This window comes from Nonomuraea bangladeshensis (genome assembly GCF_039529455.1).
Classification (GTDB): Bacteria; Actinomycetota; Actinomycetes; order Streptosporangiales; family Streptosporangiaceae; genus Nonomuraea; species Nonomuraea bangladeshensis.
Map to the genome: position 1 here is coordinate 45694 of NZ_BAAAMV010000019.1, position 15344 is coordinate 61037.

Consider the following 15344-nt stretch of genomic DNA (forward strand, 5'->3'; position numbering starts at 1 on the left):
CCGGTTCAACGGGCGGCGGGTGACCGGAGTTCCGACGGCGTCCCCGGCGTACGGTGGGGTGCGTGATTGTGATCGCGCACCTGAGTGACATCCACATCGGCGCCACCCCCGAGAGCGTCGCCCGCGCGCGGGCCGTCATGCGTCACCTCGACGCGCTCCCCGCCGACCTCGACGCCGTGCTGGTGACCGGCGACATCGCCGACCACGGCACCGCCGACGAGTACGAGCAGGCCCGCAAGCTGCTCACCTCCCGCCACACCGTGCTGATCGGGCCCGGCAACCACGACGTGCGCGAGGAGTTCCGCCGCGTCCTGCTCGGCGACCCCGACCCGGGCCCCGGCCCGGTCAACCAGGTGCTGCGCACCCCGCGCGCGATCTACGCGATGTGCGACTCCTCCATCCCCGGCCAGAACCCCGGCCACCTGGAGGAGGAGACCCTGGACTGGCTGGAGGGCGTGCTCGCGGACAGCGACCGCCCGGTCTTCGTGGCCTTCCATCACCCGCCGGTGCCGCTGCACGCGCCGCTGCTCGACGACATCATGCTGCGCCCCAGCCCACGCCTGGAGGAGCTGGTCGGCCACCCCAACGTGGCGGCGGTCCTGGTCGGCCACGCGCACACGGCCGCCGCCACCACGTTCGCCGGCCGGCCGCTCCTCGTCGCGCCCGGCGTGGTCTCCACCCTGACGCTGCCCTGGGAGGGCGGCACCACGTGGGAGACCTGTCTCGACTACGTCCTGCCCCCGTCGCTCGCCTTCCACGTGCTCGACGACGAGGGCAGGATCACCACCCACTACCGCGCGGTCATCGCTCCGTGAGCTCGATGAACGTCACGGAGTGGGCGGGGAAGTCGTAGCCGAAGGAGGCGGACAGGCCGTTCTCCCGCCACTCCTCGGCCGCGACGCGCTCGGGCTCGGCGAGGGTGTTGACGTCGGACGGCGATCCGGTGAGCGAGGTGACCACGGCGGCCGGCCGGAACCGGGCGCCGCCGAGGTCCACCGCCGTGCGGACCGCGCTGTCCTGGGCGTTGACGACCTTGAGCGTGACCCGGTCGCCGTCCCTGGACACCACCTGGTACAGCGGCTCGACCTGGGCGCTGTCCACGAAGTCGTGCACCTTGCGCCCGTCCAGCCAGGTCGTGATCCTCCGCCCGTCCACCTGCACCTTGAGGCGGTAGTCGCGGCCGGTCTGCACGGTGTCCGCCGAGGTGACGAGCGCCGACTTGCCGCCGTCGACGGCCTTCTCGATCGCGGTCTGGGTGTTGTTCCAGCCGCCGACGTTCCACCAGTAGAAGTTTCCGGTGTCCCGCACGCCGAACATCACCAGGAAGCCCTCGTCGCCACCGGTCTTGCGGGCGGTCACCTCGATCGTGTAGTTCGACCAGCCGGCCGACCCGGCGGTGGAGCGGGCGTCCTCGACCAGGGCGCTCTGCGTGTAGGCCCCGTCCCCTGCCGTCCAGGTGCCGGGGCCTGGCGTCCAGCCGGGCGCGCCCGCCGAGAAGTCCTCCGCGAGCAGGACGCTCCCGTCGGCGGCGGTCACCTTCACGTCGTCGTAGCGGACCTGGGTGCGCCAGGAGCCGAGCCCGACCGCGCCCCTGATGTCCTCGACCGGCCTGGCCTCGCCGGTGAAGGAGCTCGGCAGCACCCGGTCGCCGACGTGGCGGGAGAACAGCCGCTGCACGTGGTAGCTGGGGGAGCCGTACGCCTGGTCGTTGTCGAACCAGATGAGGTCGGGCGTCCAGTCCACGTAGTCGACGTTGGCCAGCAGCGGCGCGTACGACGCCAGCTCGATCACGTCGGAGTTGCGCTCGACGCCGGTCAGGAACGACGCCTCGGCGAGGGCGTTGGAGAAGGCGTTGCCGCGCGAGGCGTACTCGCCGACGAACACCTTGGGCCCGCTGCGGTCATAGGTGTCGTAGCGGTGGTTGTTGGCGAGGAACCAGTCGGGGTTGTTGTAGTAGTGCTCGTCCACGAGGTCGGCCTTCTGGTCGCGGGCGAACTGCCACATCCGGTCGAACCAGGCCCCCTGGGAGGTCTGCCCGGAGTTGCTGATGATTTTGATCTTCGGGTACTTCGCCCGGACGGCGTCGGCGAACTTCGGATAGTTCGTGAAGAACTCCGGATAGATCTCCTCGTTGCCGAGCCCGATGTACTCCAGCCCGAACGGCTTCGGATGCCCCATCTCGGCGCGCTTCTTCCCCCAGGTGGAGGTGACCGGGCCGTTGGCGTACTCGATGAGGTCCAGCGTGTCCTGCACCCAGCGGGCCAGCTTGGCCTCGTCGGTGAGCGGCCGGTTCTCGCCGCAGCCATTGACGCCCACCGACAGCACCGGCAGCGCCTCGGCCCCGATGTCCTCGGCGAACTGGAAGTACTCGTGGTAGCCGATGCCGTACGACTGGTTGTAGCCCCAGAAGTTGAAGTTCGCAGGCCGCTCCTCGACCGGGCCGATCGTCTCCTTCCACTGGTAGATCCGCCGCCGGTCCTGGTTGAGTGAGTACGGGTCGTAGGTCCCGACGTTGGTCACGCAGCCGCCGGGGAAGCGCAGGAAGCGCGGCTTCAGGTCGGCGATCAGCTTGGCCAGGTCGGCCCGCATGCCGTGCCCCTTGTACGTCTCGCGCGGGAACAGCGAGACCATGTCGAGGTCGGTGCGCCCTTCGGGGGCCTGGATCACCAGCCGGCCGGCGTCGGTGGTCGCCGAGGCGGTGAACGAGGCCCGGTACTTCGTCCAGCCGCCCGCCTTGACCCGCACCGAAGCCGTGCCGAGCACGGCCGTGCCGGCCTCGGCGGTCACCGTCAGCGTGGCGGCCGAGTCGCGCCGCGCCCACAGCGACAGGTCGTAGCGCTCGCCGGCCTTGAGCGGCAGGCCCCGGTTGAAGCCCGCGTTGACGACGCCGGCGGTGCCGCCGCCGGTCACCTCCAGCCGCAGGTAGTTGCGGTTGTTCGGGTTGAGCGGCTGCTCGCCTGAGACCGTCAGGGCGGCGGTGGCGCCGCGCTCGGCCTTGCTCCACGCGGTCAGCCCGGTGTAGGAGGGCTCGTCGGTGGAGTTGAACTCGAACGAGCGGTTCTGCACCAGCTCGGCGTAGAGCCCGCCGTCGGCCGCGTGGTTGATGTCCTCGTAGAAGACGCCGTAGAGGTTGGGGGAGACCTTCGTGCCCGCGGCCCTGGTGTCCGCGGTGAGCTTGCCGGTCGTGTAGCCCTCGACGCGGAACTTGGCCGCCTGGCTCCCCATGACCAGTCGGCCGCCGGTCACGGCAACGGCGCGGTCGCCGGAGGTGAGCGTGACCTTGCCGCCGCCCGCGTCCTTGAGCAGGAAGACCGAGCCGGTCCCGGCCAGGCTCACCCGGTCGGCGGCCCGCAGGAAGCGGCCGGTGGCGACGTCCTTGAGCAGCACCCCGTCCCCGCTCGGGACGGCGGTGAGCGCGAGGCTGGTCCGCGGCGGCCGGGCCGCGGCCGTGATCGCGCCGGAGCGGTCGGCCGCCAGGTACGGCAGCGCCGCCGCCCGCAACGTGAACGGCCCGTCCGGCACCACGGGCCGGCCCTCGGCCGCCTTGATCGCGATGTAGTCGAAGTCGACCCGCATCGAGGCGCCGTTCTGCGCCGAGAGCCCGAACAGCCCGAGCCGGCGCACCTCCAGCCTGGCCGTCATGCGGGACGCCTGCACCCAGGCCGTGCCGTCCCAGTACGAGGAGGTGAACTCGTCCCCGTGGCGCGCCAGCTTCAGCGTCTCGGCCGTCGATCCCGGCCGGGCCGCGAACGCCGAGGTGAAGGCGGCCCCCACCTCGGTCGCGGTCTCGATCACCGGCCCGCCGGCGAAGCCGACGTGGGCGAGCCCGGCCCGCACGTAGTTGTCCCAGTCCTGCCAGGCCAGCAGGCCCGCGCTCTGGTAGTCGAGGGCGACGTGCGCGCTCAGCCTGGTCACCACCTCGAAGTCGCCGTCGGGGACGTCGACGAGGAAGAGGTTGCGCGCGTTGTTGGTGCCCTGGTGGGTGTCACCGGTCAGGGTGTCCAGGTGCAGCGCCCCGCCGGACAGGCTCCAGCGGGACTCGTCGGGGGACAGGACGGTCCAGTCCTGTCCGAGGGCGTCGCCGTCGAACGGGTCGACGACCGCGCCTTCGGGCACGGGGTCCGCGAGCGCCGCCGCCGCGGGAGGCGGCGCGGCCAGCAGGGCGGCCACCAGCAGGGCCGACAGGGCGATGCGCATCATGAGTCGGGGGGCTCCTCAAGATCGTGTTAGCGCTAACAATGAGTGAGCGTTAACATCGGCGATCCGCGCCACCGTAAAGACCGGCCGCCCAGCACGTCAAGAGCGAGTTTGCGTAACCCGACCGTAATCCGGCGACCTCTTGACGAGACCGGTTGTTAACGTTCACAGTCGGGGCCAAGCCAGGGAAGGAGCATGGCAGTGGGATCCCGCCTGGGGCGTCGCTTACCGGTCATGGCCGATGTGGCCAGGGAGGCCGGCGTGTCGCACCAGACCGTGTCCCGCGTGCTGAACGATCACCCGAACGTGCGCAGCGAGACCCGCGCCCGGGTGCTCCAGGCGATCGACAAGCTCGGCTACCGCCGTAACCTCGTCGCCCGCGCCCTGGTGACCAAGCGGTCGCGGACGCTCGGCGTGGTCAGCTTCGACACCACGCTGTACGGCCCGGCCAGCACGGTGTACGGCATCGAGCAGGCGGCCAGGTCGGCCGGCTACTTCGTCAGCATCGTCAGCCTCAAGTCCATCGATTCCGGAGGCGTCCGTGACGCCCTCGACTACCTGGCCGACCAGGGCGTGGACGGGGTCGTGGTGGTCGCGCCGCAGCGCTCGGCCGCCCGGGCCCTCGCCGACCTGCCGCTCGCCATCCCCACCGTCGCCGTCGAGGGCGGCCAGGCGGGGGAGGTGTCGGTGGTCAGCGTGGACCAGGTCGCGGGGGGCAGGCTCGCCACCGAGCATCTGCTCTCCCTGGGACACGAGACGGTCTGGCACGTCAGCGGACCGTCGGACTGGCTGGAGGCCGAAGGACGCGTGGCCGGGTGGCGGGCCGCGCTGGAGCAGGCGGGCCGCGAGGCCCCGCAACCGCTCGCCGGGGACTGGAGCCCGCGCTCGGGATACGAGGCGGGCCGCAGCCTGGCGCGCATGACGGACGTGACCGCGGTCTTCGTCGCCAACGACCAGATGGCGCTCGGAGTGCTGCGGGCGTTCACCGAGCAGGGGGTGAGCGTGCCCGGCCAGGTGAGCGTCGTCGGCTTCGACGACATCCCCGAGTCGGCGTACTTCTCGCCGCCGCTCACGACCATCAGACAGGATTTCGACGCGGTCGGCAGGCACAGCATCGAGGTGCTCGTGCGGCGACTGGAGGACGGCCTCCAGGAGCGGGAGCGCCTTGTGGTGCCGCCGGCGTTCGTCCGCAGGGCCAGTACGGCCCAGCCCCCGGAAGGTCGCTAGCGGCCGCGCGCGATGACGGCGGTCCCTGGCCCCAGCAGGGGTGTTAGCGTTCACATCAGAAGGGAACCCCCCAGTGTTCAAGAGGATCTCGGCCCTGGTCCTCGCCGGGCTCACCGCGCTGTCGGTGGCGTCCTGCGGCAGCGGCGACGGCACCACCAGCGCCGGCACCAGCGGTGGCGGCGACGACACGATCACCATGGGCTTCGCTCAGGTCGGCGCGGAGAGCGGCTGGCGGACCGCGAACACCAAGTCCGTCCAGGAGTCGGCGAAGAGCGCGGGCATCACGCTGAAGTTCTCCGACGCCCAGCAGAAGCAGGAGAACCAGATCAAGGCCATCCGCTCCTACATCCAGCAGAAGGTGGACGTCATCGCCTTCTCGCCGGTGGTGGAGTCCGGCTGGGACCCGGTGCTCAACGAGGCCAAGAACGCCAAGATCCCGGTCATCCTGACCGACCGCGCCGTGGACTCCAAGGACACCTCCCTCTACAAGACCTTCCTCGGCTCGGACTTCGTGGAGGAGGGCAAGAAGGCCGGCCAGTGGCTGGTGGAGCAGTACAAGGACAGCCAGGACACCGTGAACATCGTCGAGCTCCAGGGCACCACCGGCTCGGCCCCGGCCAACGACCGCAAGGCCGGCTTCCAGGAGGTCATCGGCGCCGAGCCCAAGTTCAAGATCATCGCCTCGCAGACCGGCGACTTCACCCGCGCCAAGGGCAAGGAGGTCATGGAGGCCTTCCTGAAGTCCAACCCCGACATCGACGTGCTCTACGCCCACAACGACGACATGGGTCTCGGCGCCATCGAGGCCATCGAGGGCGCGGGCAAGGTCCCGGGCAAGGACATCAAGATCATCACGGTCGACGCGGTCAAGGACGGCATGCAGGCGCTCGCCGACGGCAAGATCAACTTCATCGTCGAGTGCTCCCCGCTGCTCGGCCCGCAGCTCATGGACCTGGCCAAGAAGGTCGTCAAGGGCGAGCAGGTGCCGGCCCGCGTGGTGACCGAGGAGACCACGTTCACCCAGGAGCAGGCCAAGCAGGCCCTGCCCTCCCGCCAGTACTGATCGTAAGGACGCCGGGCCGGCGAGCCCGCCGGCCCGGTCTTCATCTGGAGGCTCCATGGCAGTACCCGCGCCGGTCCTGACGATGAGCGGGATCGGCAAACAGTTCCCGGGGGTGAAGGCCCTCGACGACGTGGACCTGCGGCTGCTCCCCGGCGAGGTGCACGCGCTCATGGGCGAGAACGGCGCGGGCAAGTCCACTCTCATCAAGGTGCTCACGGGCGTGCACCCCGCCGACGCGGGCACCATCGTGCTGGCCGGCCGGACCGTCACCTTCGGCAGCCCGCTGGAGGCGCAGCAGGCCGGCATCAGCACGGTCTACCAGGAGGTCAACCTCTGCCCCAACCTCTCGGTGGCCGAGAACATCCTGCTCGGCCGCGAGCCGCGCCGCCGGGGGCGCATCCACTGGAAGCGCATGCGCGCCCGCGCCGCCGAGCTGCTCGCCCGGCTCGACGTCCGGCTCGACGTCTCGGCGCCGCTGTCGGTCTACTCGCTGGCCGTCCAGCAGATGGTGGCCATCGCGCGGGCCGTGGACATCGACGCCCGCGTGCTCATCCTCGACGAGCCGACCTCCAGCCTCGACGCCGACGAGGTCCAGCAGCTCTTCCGGGTGATGCGGCGGCTCAAGGAGGAGGGGATCGCGATCCTCTTCGTCTCCCACTTCCTCGACCAGATCTACGAGATCTCCGACCGCATGACGATCCTGCGCAACGGCCGGCTGGTCGGCGAGTACCCGACCAGCGAGCTCAGCCAGGTCCAGCTCGTGTCCAAGATGATCGGCCAGGAGCTGGCCGCGCTGGAACGCCTGCACGGCGAGGCCAAGACCTTCGACCGCCCCCTGGTCGAGGCGCGCGGGCTCGGCCGGCCCGGGGCGATCGAGCCGTTCAGCCTGACCATCCACGAGGGCGAGGTCGTCGGCCTCGCCGGGCTGCTCGGCTCGGGCCGCACCGAGGTCGCCCGGCTGCTGTTCGGGGCCGACCACGCGGGCTCCGGCGAGCTCGCGATCGGCGGCGTGACCACGTCGCTGCGCACCCCGCGCGCGGCCATGACGCACCGCATCGCGTTCTGCTCGGAGAACCGCAAGGAGGACGGGCTCGTCCCGGACCTCACCGTCCGCGAGAACATCGTGCTGGCGCTCCAGGCCACCCGCGGCTGGACCCGTCCGGTGCCCCGTGAGACGCAGGACGACCTGGTCGGCAAGTACGTCAAGGCGCTGCGCATCAGCCCGCCCAACCCCGAGATCCCGGTGCGCAACCTGAGCGGCGGCAACCAGCAGAAGGTGGTGCTGGCCCGCTGGCTCATCCTCGAACCCCGGCTGCTCATCCTCGACGAGCCCACCCGCGGCATCGACGTCGGGGCCAAGACCGAGATCCAGCGGCTGGTGGCCGAGCTGTCGGACGGCGGCATGGCGGTGCTGTTCATCTCCGCCGAGCTGGAGGAGGTGCTGCGGCTCAGCCACAAGGTCGAGGTGTTGCGCGACCGCCGCCTGGTGGCCGAGCTGCCCAACGACGAGACCTTGACCACCGACGTGCTGCTGGAGACGATCGCCAGCGGAGGGCGAGTGTCATGAGACGCCTGCTGTGGCCGGTGGTGGTCCTCGTGCTGCTGCTGGCGCTCAACATCTTCTACACGCCGAGCTTCTTCTCCGTCCAGGTCAGGGACGGTCACCTGTACGGCAGCCTGATCGACATCCTGCGCTTCGGCGCGCCGCTGATCCTGGTCTCGATCGGCATGACCCTGGTCATCGCCACCGGCGGCATCGACCTGTCGGTGGGCTCGGTGGTGGCGATCTCCGGCGCGCTCGCCTGCCTCCAGATCAGCGAGGACGCCGGGGTGACCACGGCCGTGGCCGCGGCGCTCGGGCTGTGCCTGGTGCTGGGGGCCTGGAACGGGTTCCTGGTGGCCGCGGTCGGCATCCAGCCGATCATCGCCACGCTGATCCTCATGGTGGCCGGGCGGGGCCTCGCGCAGCTCATCACCGACGGGCAGATCATCACGATCAACGACCCGGCGTACAAGGTGATCGGCGGCGGCTACTGGCTGACCGTGCCGTTCGGCATCCTCGTGGTGATCGCCGTGCTGGCGATCACCGCGTTCCTGACCCGGCGGCTCGCGCTCGGCATGCTCATCGAGGCGGTGGGCGGGAACGCCGAGGCCAGCCGGCTGGCCGGCATCCGCTCGCGCGGGATCGTCATCATGGTCTACGCCTTCGCGGCTCTGTGCGCGGGCGTGGCCGGGCTGATGATCAGCTCGAACGTCTCCAGCGCCGACGGCAACAACGCCGGCCTGTGGATCGAGCTCGACGCGATCCTCGCCGTGGTGATCGGCGGGACCTCGCTGGCGGGCGGCCGGTTCTCGCTGTCCGGCACGGTGCTGGGCGCGCTGATCATCCAGACGCTGACCACGACGATCTACTCGATCGGCGTGCCGCCGGAGACCACGCTGCTGTTCAAGGCGCTGGTCGTGACGGCCGTCTGCCTCATCCAGTCCCCGTCCTTCCGCGCCAAGGCGTTCCGCCGCCGCGGCCGGGCGGCGCCCGCGGAACCGACCCCGGAGGAGAGAGTCTTGGCAGGCCGAGGAGGCACGGCGTGACCGCGCTGACGTTCGGGCGGGCCTCCGTCCCGGTGAAGTACCTGCCGGTCCTGGTGACCGGGTGCCTGTTCGTGGCGATGTTCGTGGCGGGCGGGATCCGCTACGAGGGGTTCGCCAGCGGGCAGGTCGTGCTCAACGTCTTCATCGACAACGCCTTCCTGCTGGTCGTGGCGGTGGGGATGACGTTCGTGATCCTGACCGGCGGCATAGACCTGTCGGTGGGCTCGGTGGTGGCGCTGTCGACGATGATCGCGGCGAGCCTGATGGAGGGGCCGGGGTGGCCGCCGTACGTGGTGGTGCCGCTGGTGCTGCTCATCGGGTCGGGGCTCGGGCTGGTGATGGGCTGGATCATCCAGTCCTTCGACATCCAGCCGTTCATCGTGACGCTGGCGGGCATGTTCCTGGCCCGCGGGCTCTGCTACACGATCGGGACCGACTCGATCCCGATCAGGGACGCCACGTTCACGGCGTTCGCGCAGACCAGGATCGACCTGTTCGCCGATCTGTGGATCTCGCCGAGCGTGGTCATCGCGCTGGTCGTGGTGGCGGTGGCGGCGTACGTGCTGCACTACACGCGCTTCGGCCGGTCGGTCTACGCGACGGGCGGCAACGAGCAGTCGGCGCTGCTCATGGGGTTGCCGGTGGCCCGTACGAAGATCACGGTGTACACGGTCAGCGGGTTCTGCTCGGCGCTCGGCGGCGTGCTGCTGTCGTTCTACATGCTCTCCGGCTACGGCCTGCACGCGGTGGGCATGGAGCTCGACGCGATCGCGGCCGTGGTGATCGGCGGCACGCTGCTCACCGGCGGCACCGGGTTCCTGCTCGGCACCGTGCTCGGGGTGCTGGTGCTCGGGCTGATTCAGACGATCATCAGTTTCGAGGGCACATTGAACTCCTGGTGGACCAAGATCTTTATCGGACTGTTGCTCTTCGTGTTCATCCTCCTGCAACGCCCGTTCTCCGGGCGGTCCAGGCGCTGAACTGGGAGAACGCGCGCTTGGGTGTTACCTGAATGTTTCCGGCAGGTGATGCCCGAGCGTTGACATAGTCTTTGTTAGCGATAACAATCGGCGGAAACGAACGCGAAGTTTGTTCTGCTTCGTCACGTTCTCACGCGACGAACTGATCTTCTACACCGGCGGCCGCCGCGTCCAGCGCTGCCGCGACCCCCATCGCAAGGAGATGACATGAGGTTGGGACGGATCGGGGGCGTGGTCTCTGCCATCGCTCTCGCCGCGACCATGACGGCCTGTGGCTCCAGCCAGAAGACGGTCGACGCCGAGGCCTCCGCGTCCTCCGCCGCCGGCGGCGCCGGGGCGCTGATCGGCGTGACGATGCCGACCAAGTCGTCGGAGCGCTGGATCCACGACGGCGACAACGTCAAGTCGGCGCTGGAGAAGCTGGGCTACAAGGTCGACCTCCAGTACGCGGAGAACGACATCCCCACCCAGGCCAACCAGATCGAGAACCAGATCACCAAGGGCGCCAAGCTCCTGATCATCGCCTCGATCGACGGCACCGCGATCACCTCGCAGCTCCAGCAGGCCGCTGACAACAAGATCCCGGTCATCGCCTACGACCGGCTGATCCGCAACAGCCCCAACGTGGACTACTACGCCACCTTCGACAACTTCAAGGTCGGCGTGCAGCAGGCCACCTCGCTGCTCAAGGGCCTCGGCGTCGAGGACGGCAAGAAGGGCCCGTTCAACGTCGAGCTGTTCGGCGGCTCCCCCGACGACAACAACGCCACGTTCTTCTGGAACGGCGCCATGTCGGTGCTCCAGCCGAAGATCGACGACGGCACCATCGTCGTGAAGAGCAAGCAGACCGACTTCAAGCAGGCCGCCATCCTGCGCTGGGACCCGGCGACGGCCCAGAAGCGCATGGAGGACATCCTCACCAGCACCTACGGCAGCGCCAAGGTCGACGGCGTGCTCTCGCCGTACGACGGTCTGTCCATCGGCATCCTGTCGGCGCTCAAGAGCTCCGGCTACGGCACCAGCGGCCAGCCCTACCCGATCGTGACCGGCCAGGACGCCGAGCTCGCCTCGGTCAAGTCCATCATCGCCGACGAGCAGTACTCCACGATCTTCAAGGACACCCGCAAGCTCGCCGAGCAGACGGTGAAGATGGCCGACGCCGTGCTGAAGGGCGGCCAGCCCGAGGTCAACAACACCAAGGACTACGACAACGGCAACAAGGTCGTCCCGTCGTACCTGCTCGACCCGGTGATCGTCGACAAGTCCAACTACAAGGAGATCATCGTCGGCGGCAACTACTACACCGAGGACCAGCTCCAGTAAGGGCCCTGCCCCCGGGGACCGCGCGTCCCCGGGGGCTTCCCTGAGCTGAGCGAGGGGCATATGACCGAGCACATCTTGCGGATGGTCGGGATCACCAAGACCTTCCCCGGCGTCAAGGCGCTCCAGGACGTCAACCTGTCCGTCCGGCGGGGCGAGATCCACGCCATCTGCGGCGAGAACGGCGCCGGCAAGTCGACGCTGATGAAGGTGCTGTCCGGGGTCTACCCGCACGGCACGTACGAGGGCGAGATCGTCTTCGAGGGCGAGCGGGTCGAGTTCGGCGGCATCCGCGACAGCGAGCACGCCGGCATCGTCATCATCCACCAGGAGCTGGCACTCAGCCCGCAGCTGTCGATCGCGGAGAACATCTTCCTCGGCAACGAGCGCGCCAAGCGCGGGATCATCGACTGGAACCGCACCAACTACGAGGCCGCCGCGCTGATGAAGCGGGTCGGCCTGCGCGAGAACCCGACCACCCCGATCTACGACATCGGCGTGGGCAAGCAGCAGCTCGTGGAGATCGCCAAGGCGCTGTCGAAGGAGGTCAAGCTCCTCATCCTCGACGAGCCGACCGCGGCGCTCAACGACGACGACTCCGCGCACCTGCTGGACCTGCTGCGCGGCCTGCGGGAGGAGGGCATCACCTGTGTGATCATCTCCCACAAGCTCAACGAGGTCACCGCGATCGCCGACTCCGTCACGATCATCCGCGACGGCCGCACGATCGAGACGCTCGACATGGCGACCGACGACGTGACCGAGGACCGCATCATCTCGGGCATGGTCGGCCGCGCGCTGGACAACCGCTTCCCGCCGCACGAGCCGTCGATCGGCGAGGAGGTGCTGCGCATCGAGGACTGGACCGTCCACAGCCCGAGCCAGCCCGGCCGCAAGGTCGTCGACGGCGCCGGGCTCACCGTGCGCCGCGGCGAGATCGTGGGCCTGGCCGGGCTGATGGGCGCCGGCCGCACCGAGCTGGCGATGAGCGTCTTCGGGCGGACCTACGGGGTCAACATCTCCGGCAGGATCTTCAAGGACGGCAAGCCGGTCGTGATCCGCAACGTCCAGGACGCGATCAGGCACGGCATCGCGTACGCGACCGAGGACCGCAAGCGGTACGGCCTCAACCTCATCGACGACATCAAGCGCAACATCAGCGCGGCCGGGCTCAAGGGCCTGGCCAGGCGAGGCTGGGTCAACGAGAACGAGGAGTACAAGGTCGCCGAGGGCTTCCACAAGAGCATGAACATCAAGGCGCCCACCGTGAACAGCGTGGTCGGAAAGCTGAGCGGCGGGAACCAGCAGAAGGTCGTGCTCTCCAAGTGGATCCTCACCGAGCCGGACGTGCTGATCCTCGACGAGCCCACCCGCGGCATCGACGTCGGTGCCAAGTACGAGATCTACACGATCATCAACCGCCTCGCCGACCAGGGCAAGGCCGTGCTGGTGATCTCCAGTGAGTTGCCTGAGCTGCTCGGCCTGTGCGACCGCATCTACACGCTTTCCGAGGGTCGCATCACCGGGGAGGTGGCGCGCGAGGACGCCACCCAGGAACGGCTCATGTACCTCATGACCAAGGGACAGGAGAAGCTCTCATGAGCAGCATCACGCCCGCGGACGTGCCCGCCGGCACGGCTACCGGCGCGAAGGGCGTCGACGGGGAAGGACCACGCCGGCCGGGCAGGGTGTCGCTCGGCGGGGTGTCGCTGAACCTGCGCTCCAGCGGCATCTACATCGCGTTCGCGCTCATCATCGTGCTGTTCTCGGTGCTCACCGACGGCGCGCTGCTGCAGCCGCAGAACATCTCGAACATCATCGTCCAGAACTCCTACGTCCTGATCCTCGCGATCGGGATGATCCTCGTCATCATCGCCGGGCACATCGACCTGTCGGTCGGCTCGGTGGTGGCCGTGACCGGAGCGCTGGCCGCCGTGCTCATGGTCAACATGGGCGTGGCCTGGCCGCTCGCCCTGCTGATCACGCTGGTCGCGGGCGCGCTCATCGGCGCGTGGCAGGGCTACTGGATCGCCTACTTCGGCATCCCGGCGTTCATCGTGACGCTGGCCGGCATGCTGCTGTTCCGGGCGCTGACCCTCACGGTGCTGGGCAACCAGGGCATCGGCCCGTTCCCCGACCAGGTCCGCACCCTGGCCAACGGCTTCACCAACGGCTACCTCGGCAACATCGGCCTCGGCCCGCTCGGCGGCGCCGACCTGTTCAGCCTGCTGATCGGCCTGATCGCGATCGCCGGCATGGTGATCTCCCAGCTCCGCACCCGCAACGCCCGCAAGGGCTACGGCCAGTCCGTCGAGCCGATGGCCCTGTTCGCGCTCAAGATGACGGCCGGCGCCGCGGTGATCCTCTTCCTGGTCGTGCAGCTCGCCAGGTTCAAGAACCTGCCGTGGGTGCTCGTGCTGCTCGCGGTGCTGGTGCTCGGCTACTCGATGCTGGCCGGCCGCACGGTCTTCGGCCGCCAGATCTACGCCATCGGCGGCAACCTCCAGGCGGCGGTCATGTCCGGCGTCAAGGTCAAGTCGGTCGTCTTCTGGATCTTCGTCAACATGGGCGTGCTGTCGGCGATCGCCGGCATCATCTTCGCCGGCCGGCTCAACCAGGCCGGTCCGACGGCGGGCAACAGCTTCGAGCTGGACGCCATCGCGGCGGCGTTCATCGGCGGCGCGGCCGTGCAGGGCGGCGTCGGCAAGGTGGCCGGCGCGATCACCGGCGGCCTGATCATGGCGGTCATCAACAACGGCATGTCGCTGATCGGCTCGCCCAGCGAGCGGGTCATGCTCGTCAAGGGCGCGGTGCTCCTGGCGGCGGTCGCGTTCGACGTCTGGACCAAGCGCCGGGCGGGCGGAACGCGCTGAGCACGACCCTGTCCGTGATCTTGTCCGCGACCCCGAGCGCCAGCGAGAGGAGACGCCCGTGACGGCATCCAAGCGCCGTCTGCCGGTCATGGCCGACGTGGCCAAGGAGGCGGGCGTGTCGCACCAGACGGTGTCCCGGGTGCTCAACGACCATCCGAACGTCCGGGCCGACACCCGGGCGCGGGTGGAGGCGGCGATCACCCGGCTGGGCTACCGGCGCAACCTGGTCGCCCGCGCCCTGGTGACCAAGCGGTCGCGGACGCTCGGCGTGGTGAGCTTCGACACCACGCTGTACGGCCCGGCCAGCACGGTGTACGGCATCGAGCAGGCGGCGCGGACCGCGGGCTACTTCGTCAGCATCGTGAGCCTGAAGTCGATCGACGCGGCCAGCGTCCGCGACGCCATCGACTACCTGGCCGAGCAGGGCGTGGACGGGGTCGTGGTGGTCGCGCCGCAGCGCTCGGCCGCCCAGGCGCTGGAGAGCCTGCCGTCCGGGATGCCGGCGGTCGCGGTCGAGGGCGGCTCGCACCGGGACGACATCCCGGTGGTCTGCATCGACCAGGCCGAGGGCGCCAGGCTCGCCACCCGCCACCTGCTGGAGCTGGGCCACGAGACCGTCTGGCACGTCAGCGGCCCGTCCGACTGGCTGGAGACCGAGGGCCGGCTGGCGGGCTGGCGGACCGCTCTGGCGGAGGCGGGCCGGCCCGCGCCCGAGCCGCTGACCGGCGACTGGAGCCCGCGGGCCGGCTACGAGGCGGGGCGCAGCCTCGCCGCGATGGACGGCGTCACCGCGGTCTTCGCGGCCAACGACCAGATGGCGCTCGGGGTGCTGCGCGCCCTCAGCGAAGGGGGCGTGCGGGTGCCGGAGCAGATCAGCGTGGTGGGCTTCGACGACATCCCGGAGTCGGAGTTCTTCTCGCCGCCGTTGACCACGGTCAGGCAGGACTTCGACGTGGTGGGCCGGCACTGCATCGAGGTGCTGCTGCGGCAGGTCGAAGGCGGGCGCGGCGCGCGCGGGCGCCTGGTCGTGCCGCCCCGCCTGGTGGTGCGTTCCAGCACGGCCCGCGCACGCGGACGTTCTGCCGGTAGATGATG

11 protein-coding genes are annotated in these 15344 nt (G+C 69.6%); 10 read left to right on the plus strand and 1 reads right to left on the minus strand.

The window, feature by feature from the left end:
* Window positions 1–62 precede the first annotated feature (62 nt).
* Complete coding sequence (locus tag ABD292_RS44625) at window positions 63–815, plus strand: metallophosphoesterase (RefSeq protein WP_344218705.1); 753 nt, start codon at window positions 63–65, stop codon at window positions 813–815.
* Here the strand turns inward: ABD292_RS44625 and ABD292_RS44630 are convergent.
* Window positions 802–4200 (minus strand): alpha-L-arabinofuranosidase C-terminal domain-containing protein, encoded by a 3399-nt coding sequence (locus tag ABD292_RS44630; protein ID WP_344218707.1) that lies wholly within the window; start codon window positions 4198–4200, stop codon window positions 802–804. The two genes, ABD292_RS44625 and ABD292_RS44630, sit on opposite strands and share 14 nt — an antisense overlap.
* Before the next feature lie 231 nt (window positions 4201–4431).
* Between ABD292_RS44630 and ABD292_RS44635 the strand changes: the two genes are divergently transcribed.
* The 9 genes from ABD292_RS44635 (at window position 4432) to ABD292_RS44675 (ending at window position 15342) form a co-directional block, all read left to right on the plus strand.
* Complete coding sequence (locus ABD292_RS44635) at window positions 4432–5424, plus strand: LacI family DNA-binding transcriptional regulator (RefSeq protein WP_344218709.1); 993 nt, start codon at window positions 4432–4434, stop codon at window positions 5422–5424.
* 73 nt (window positions 5425–5497) lie between these two features.
* Complete coding sequence (locus ABD292_RS44640; RefSeq protein ID WP_344218710.1) at window positions 5498–6487, plus strand: ABC transporter substrate-binding protein; 990 nt, start codon at window positions 5498–5500, stop codon at window positions 6485–6487.
* Between the two features lie 55 nt (window positions 6488–6542).
* Entirely contained in the window at window positions 6543–8054 is a 1512-nt protein-coding gene (locus ABD292_RS44645) for a sugar ABC transporter ATP-binding protein (RefSeq protein WP_344218712.1), read from the plus strand.
* Window positions 8051–9076 carry an ABC transporter permease gene (locus tag ABD292_RS44650; RefSeq protein WP_344218714.1) on the plus strand — a complete coding sequence of 342 codons (1026 nt, stop codon included), beginning with the start codon at window positions 8051–8053 and terminating at the stop codon, window positions 9074–9076. The genes ABD292_RS44645 and ABD292_RS44650 overlap by 4 nt, the downstream gene beginning before the upstream one ends.
* Complete coding sequence (yjfF, locus tag ABD292_RS44655; protein WP_344218716.1) at window positions 9073–10056, plus strand: galactofuranose ABC transporter, permease protein YjfF; 984 nt, start codon at window positions 9073–9075, stop codon at window positions 10054–10056. Before ABD292_RS44650 ends, yjfF begins: the two co-directional genes overlap by 4 nt.
* 207 nt (window positions 10057–10263) lie before the next feature.
* Window positions 10264–11379 carry a multiple monosaccharide ABC transporter substrate-binding protein gene (gene chvE / locus ABD292_RS44660; RefSeq protein ID WP_329592124.1) on the plus strand — a complete coding sequence of 372 codons (1116 nt, stop codon included), beginning with the start codon at window positions 10264–10266 and terminating at the stop codon, window positions 11377–11379.
* Window positions 11380–11439: 60 nt separating this feature from the next.
* On the plus strand, window positions 11440–12978 hold the full coding sequence (mmsA, locus tag ABD292_RS44665) for a multiple monosaccharide ABC transporter ATP-binding protein (protein WP_344218718.1): 1539 nt from the start codon (window positions 11440–11442) through the stop codon (window positions 12976–12978).
* On the plus strand, window positions 12975–14249 hold the full coding sequence (gene mmsB / locus ABD292_RS44670) for a multiple monosaccharide ABC transporter permease (protein WP_344218720.1): 1275 nt from the start codon (window positions 12975–12977) through the stop codon (window positions 14247–14249). Before mmsA ends, mmsB begins: the two co-directional genes overlap by 4 nt.
* Before the next feature lie 58 nt (window positions 14250–14307).
* Complete coding sequence (locus ABD292_RS44675) at window positions 14308–15342, plus strand: LacI family DNA-binding transcriptional regulator (RefSeq protein ID WP_344218722.1); 1035 nt, start codon at window positions 14308–14310, stop codon at window positions 15340–15342.
* Window positions 15343–15344: the final 2 nt, after the last annotated feature.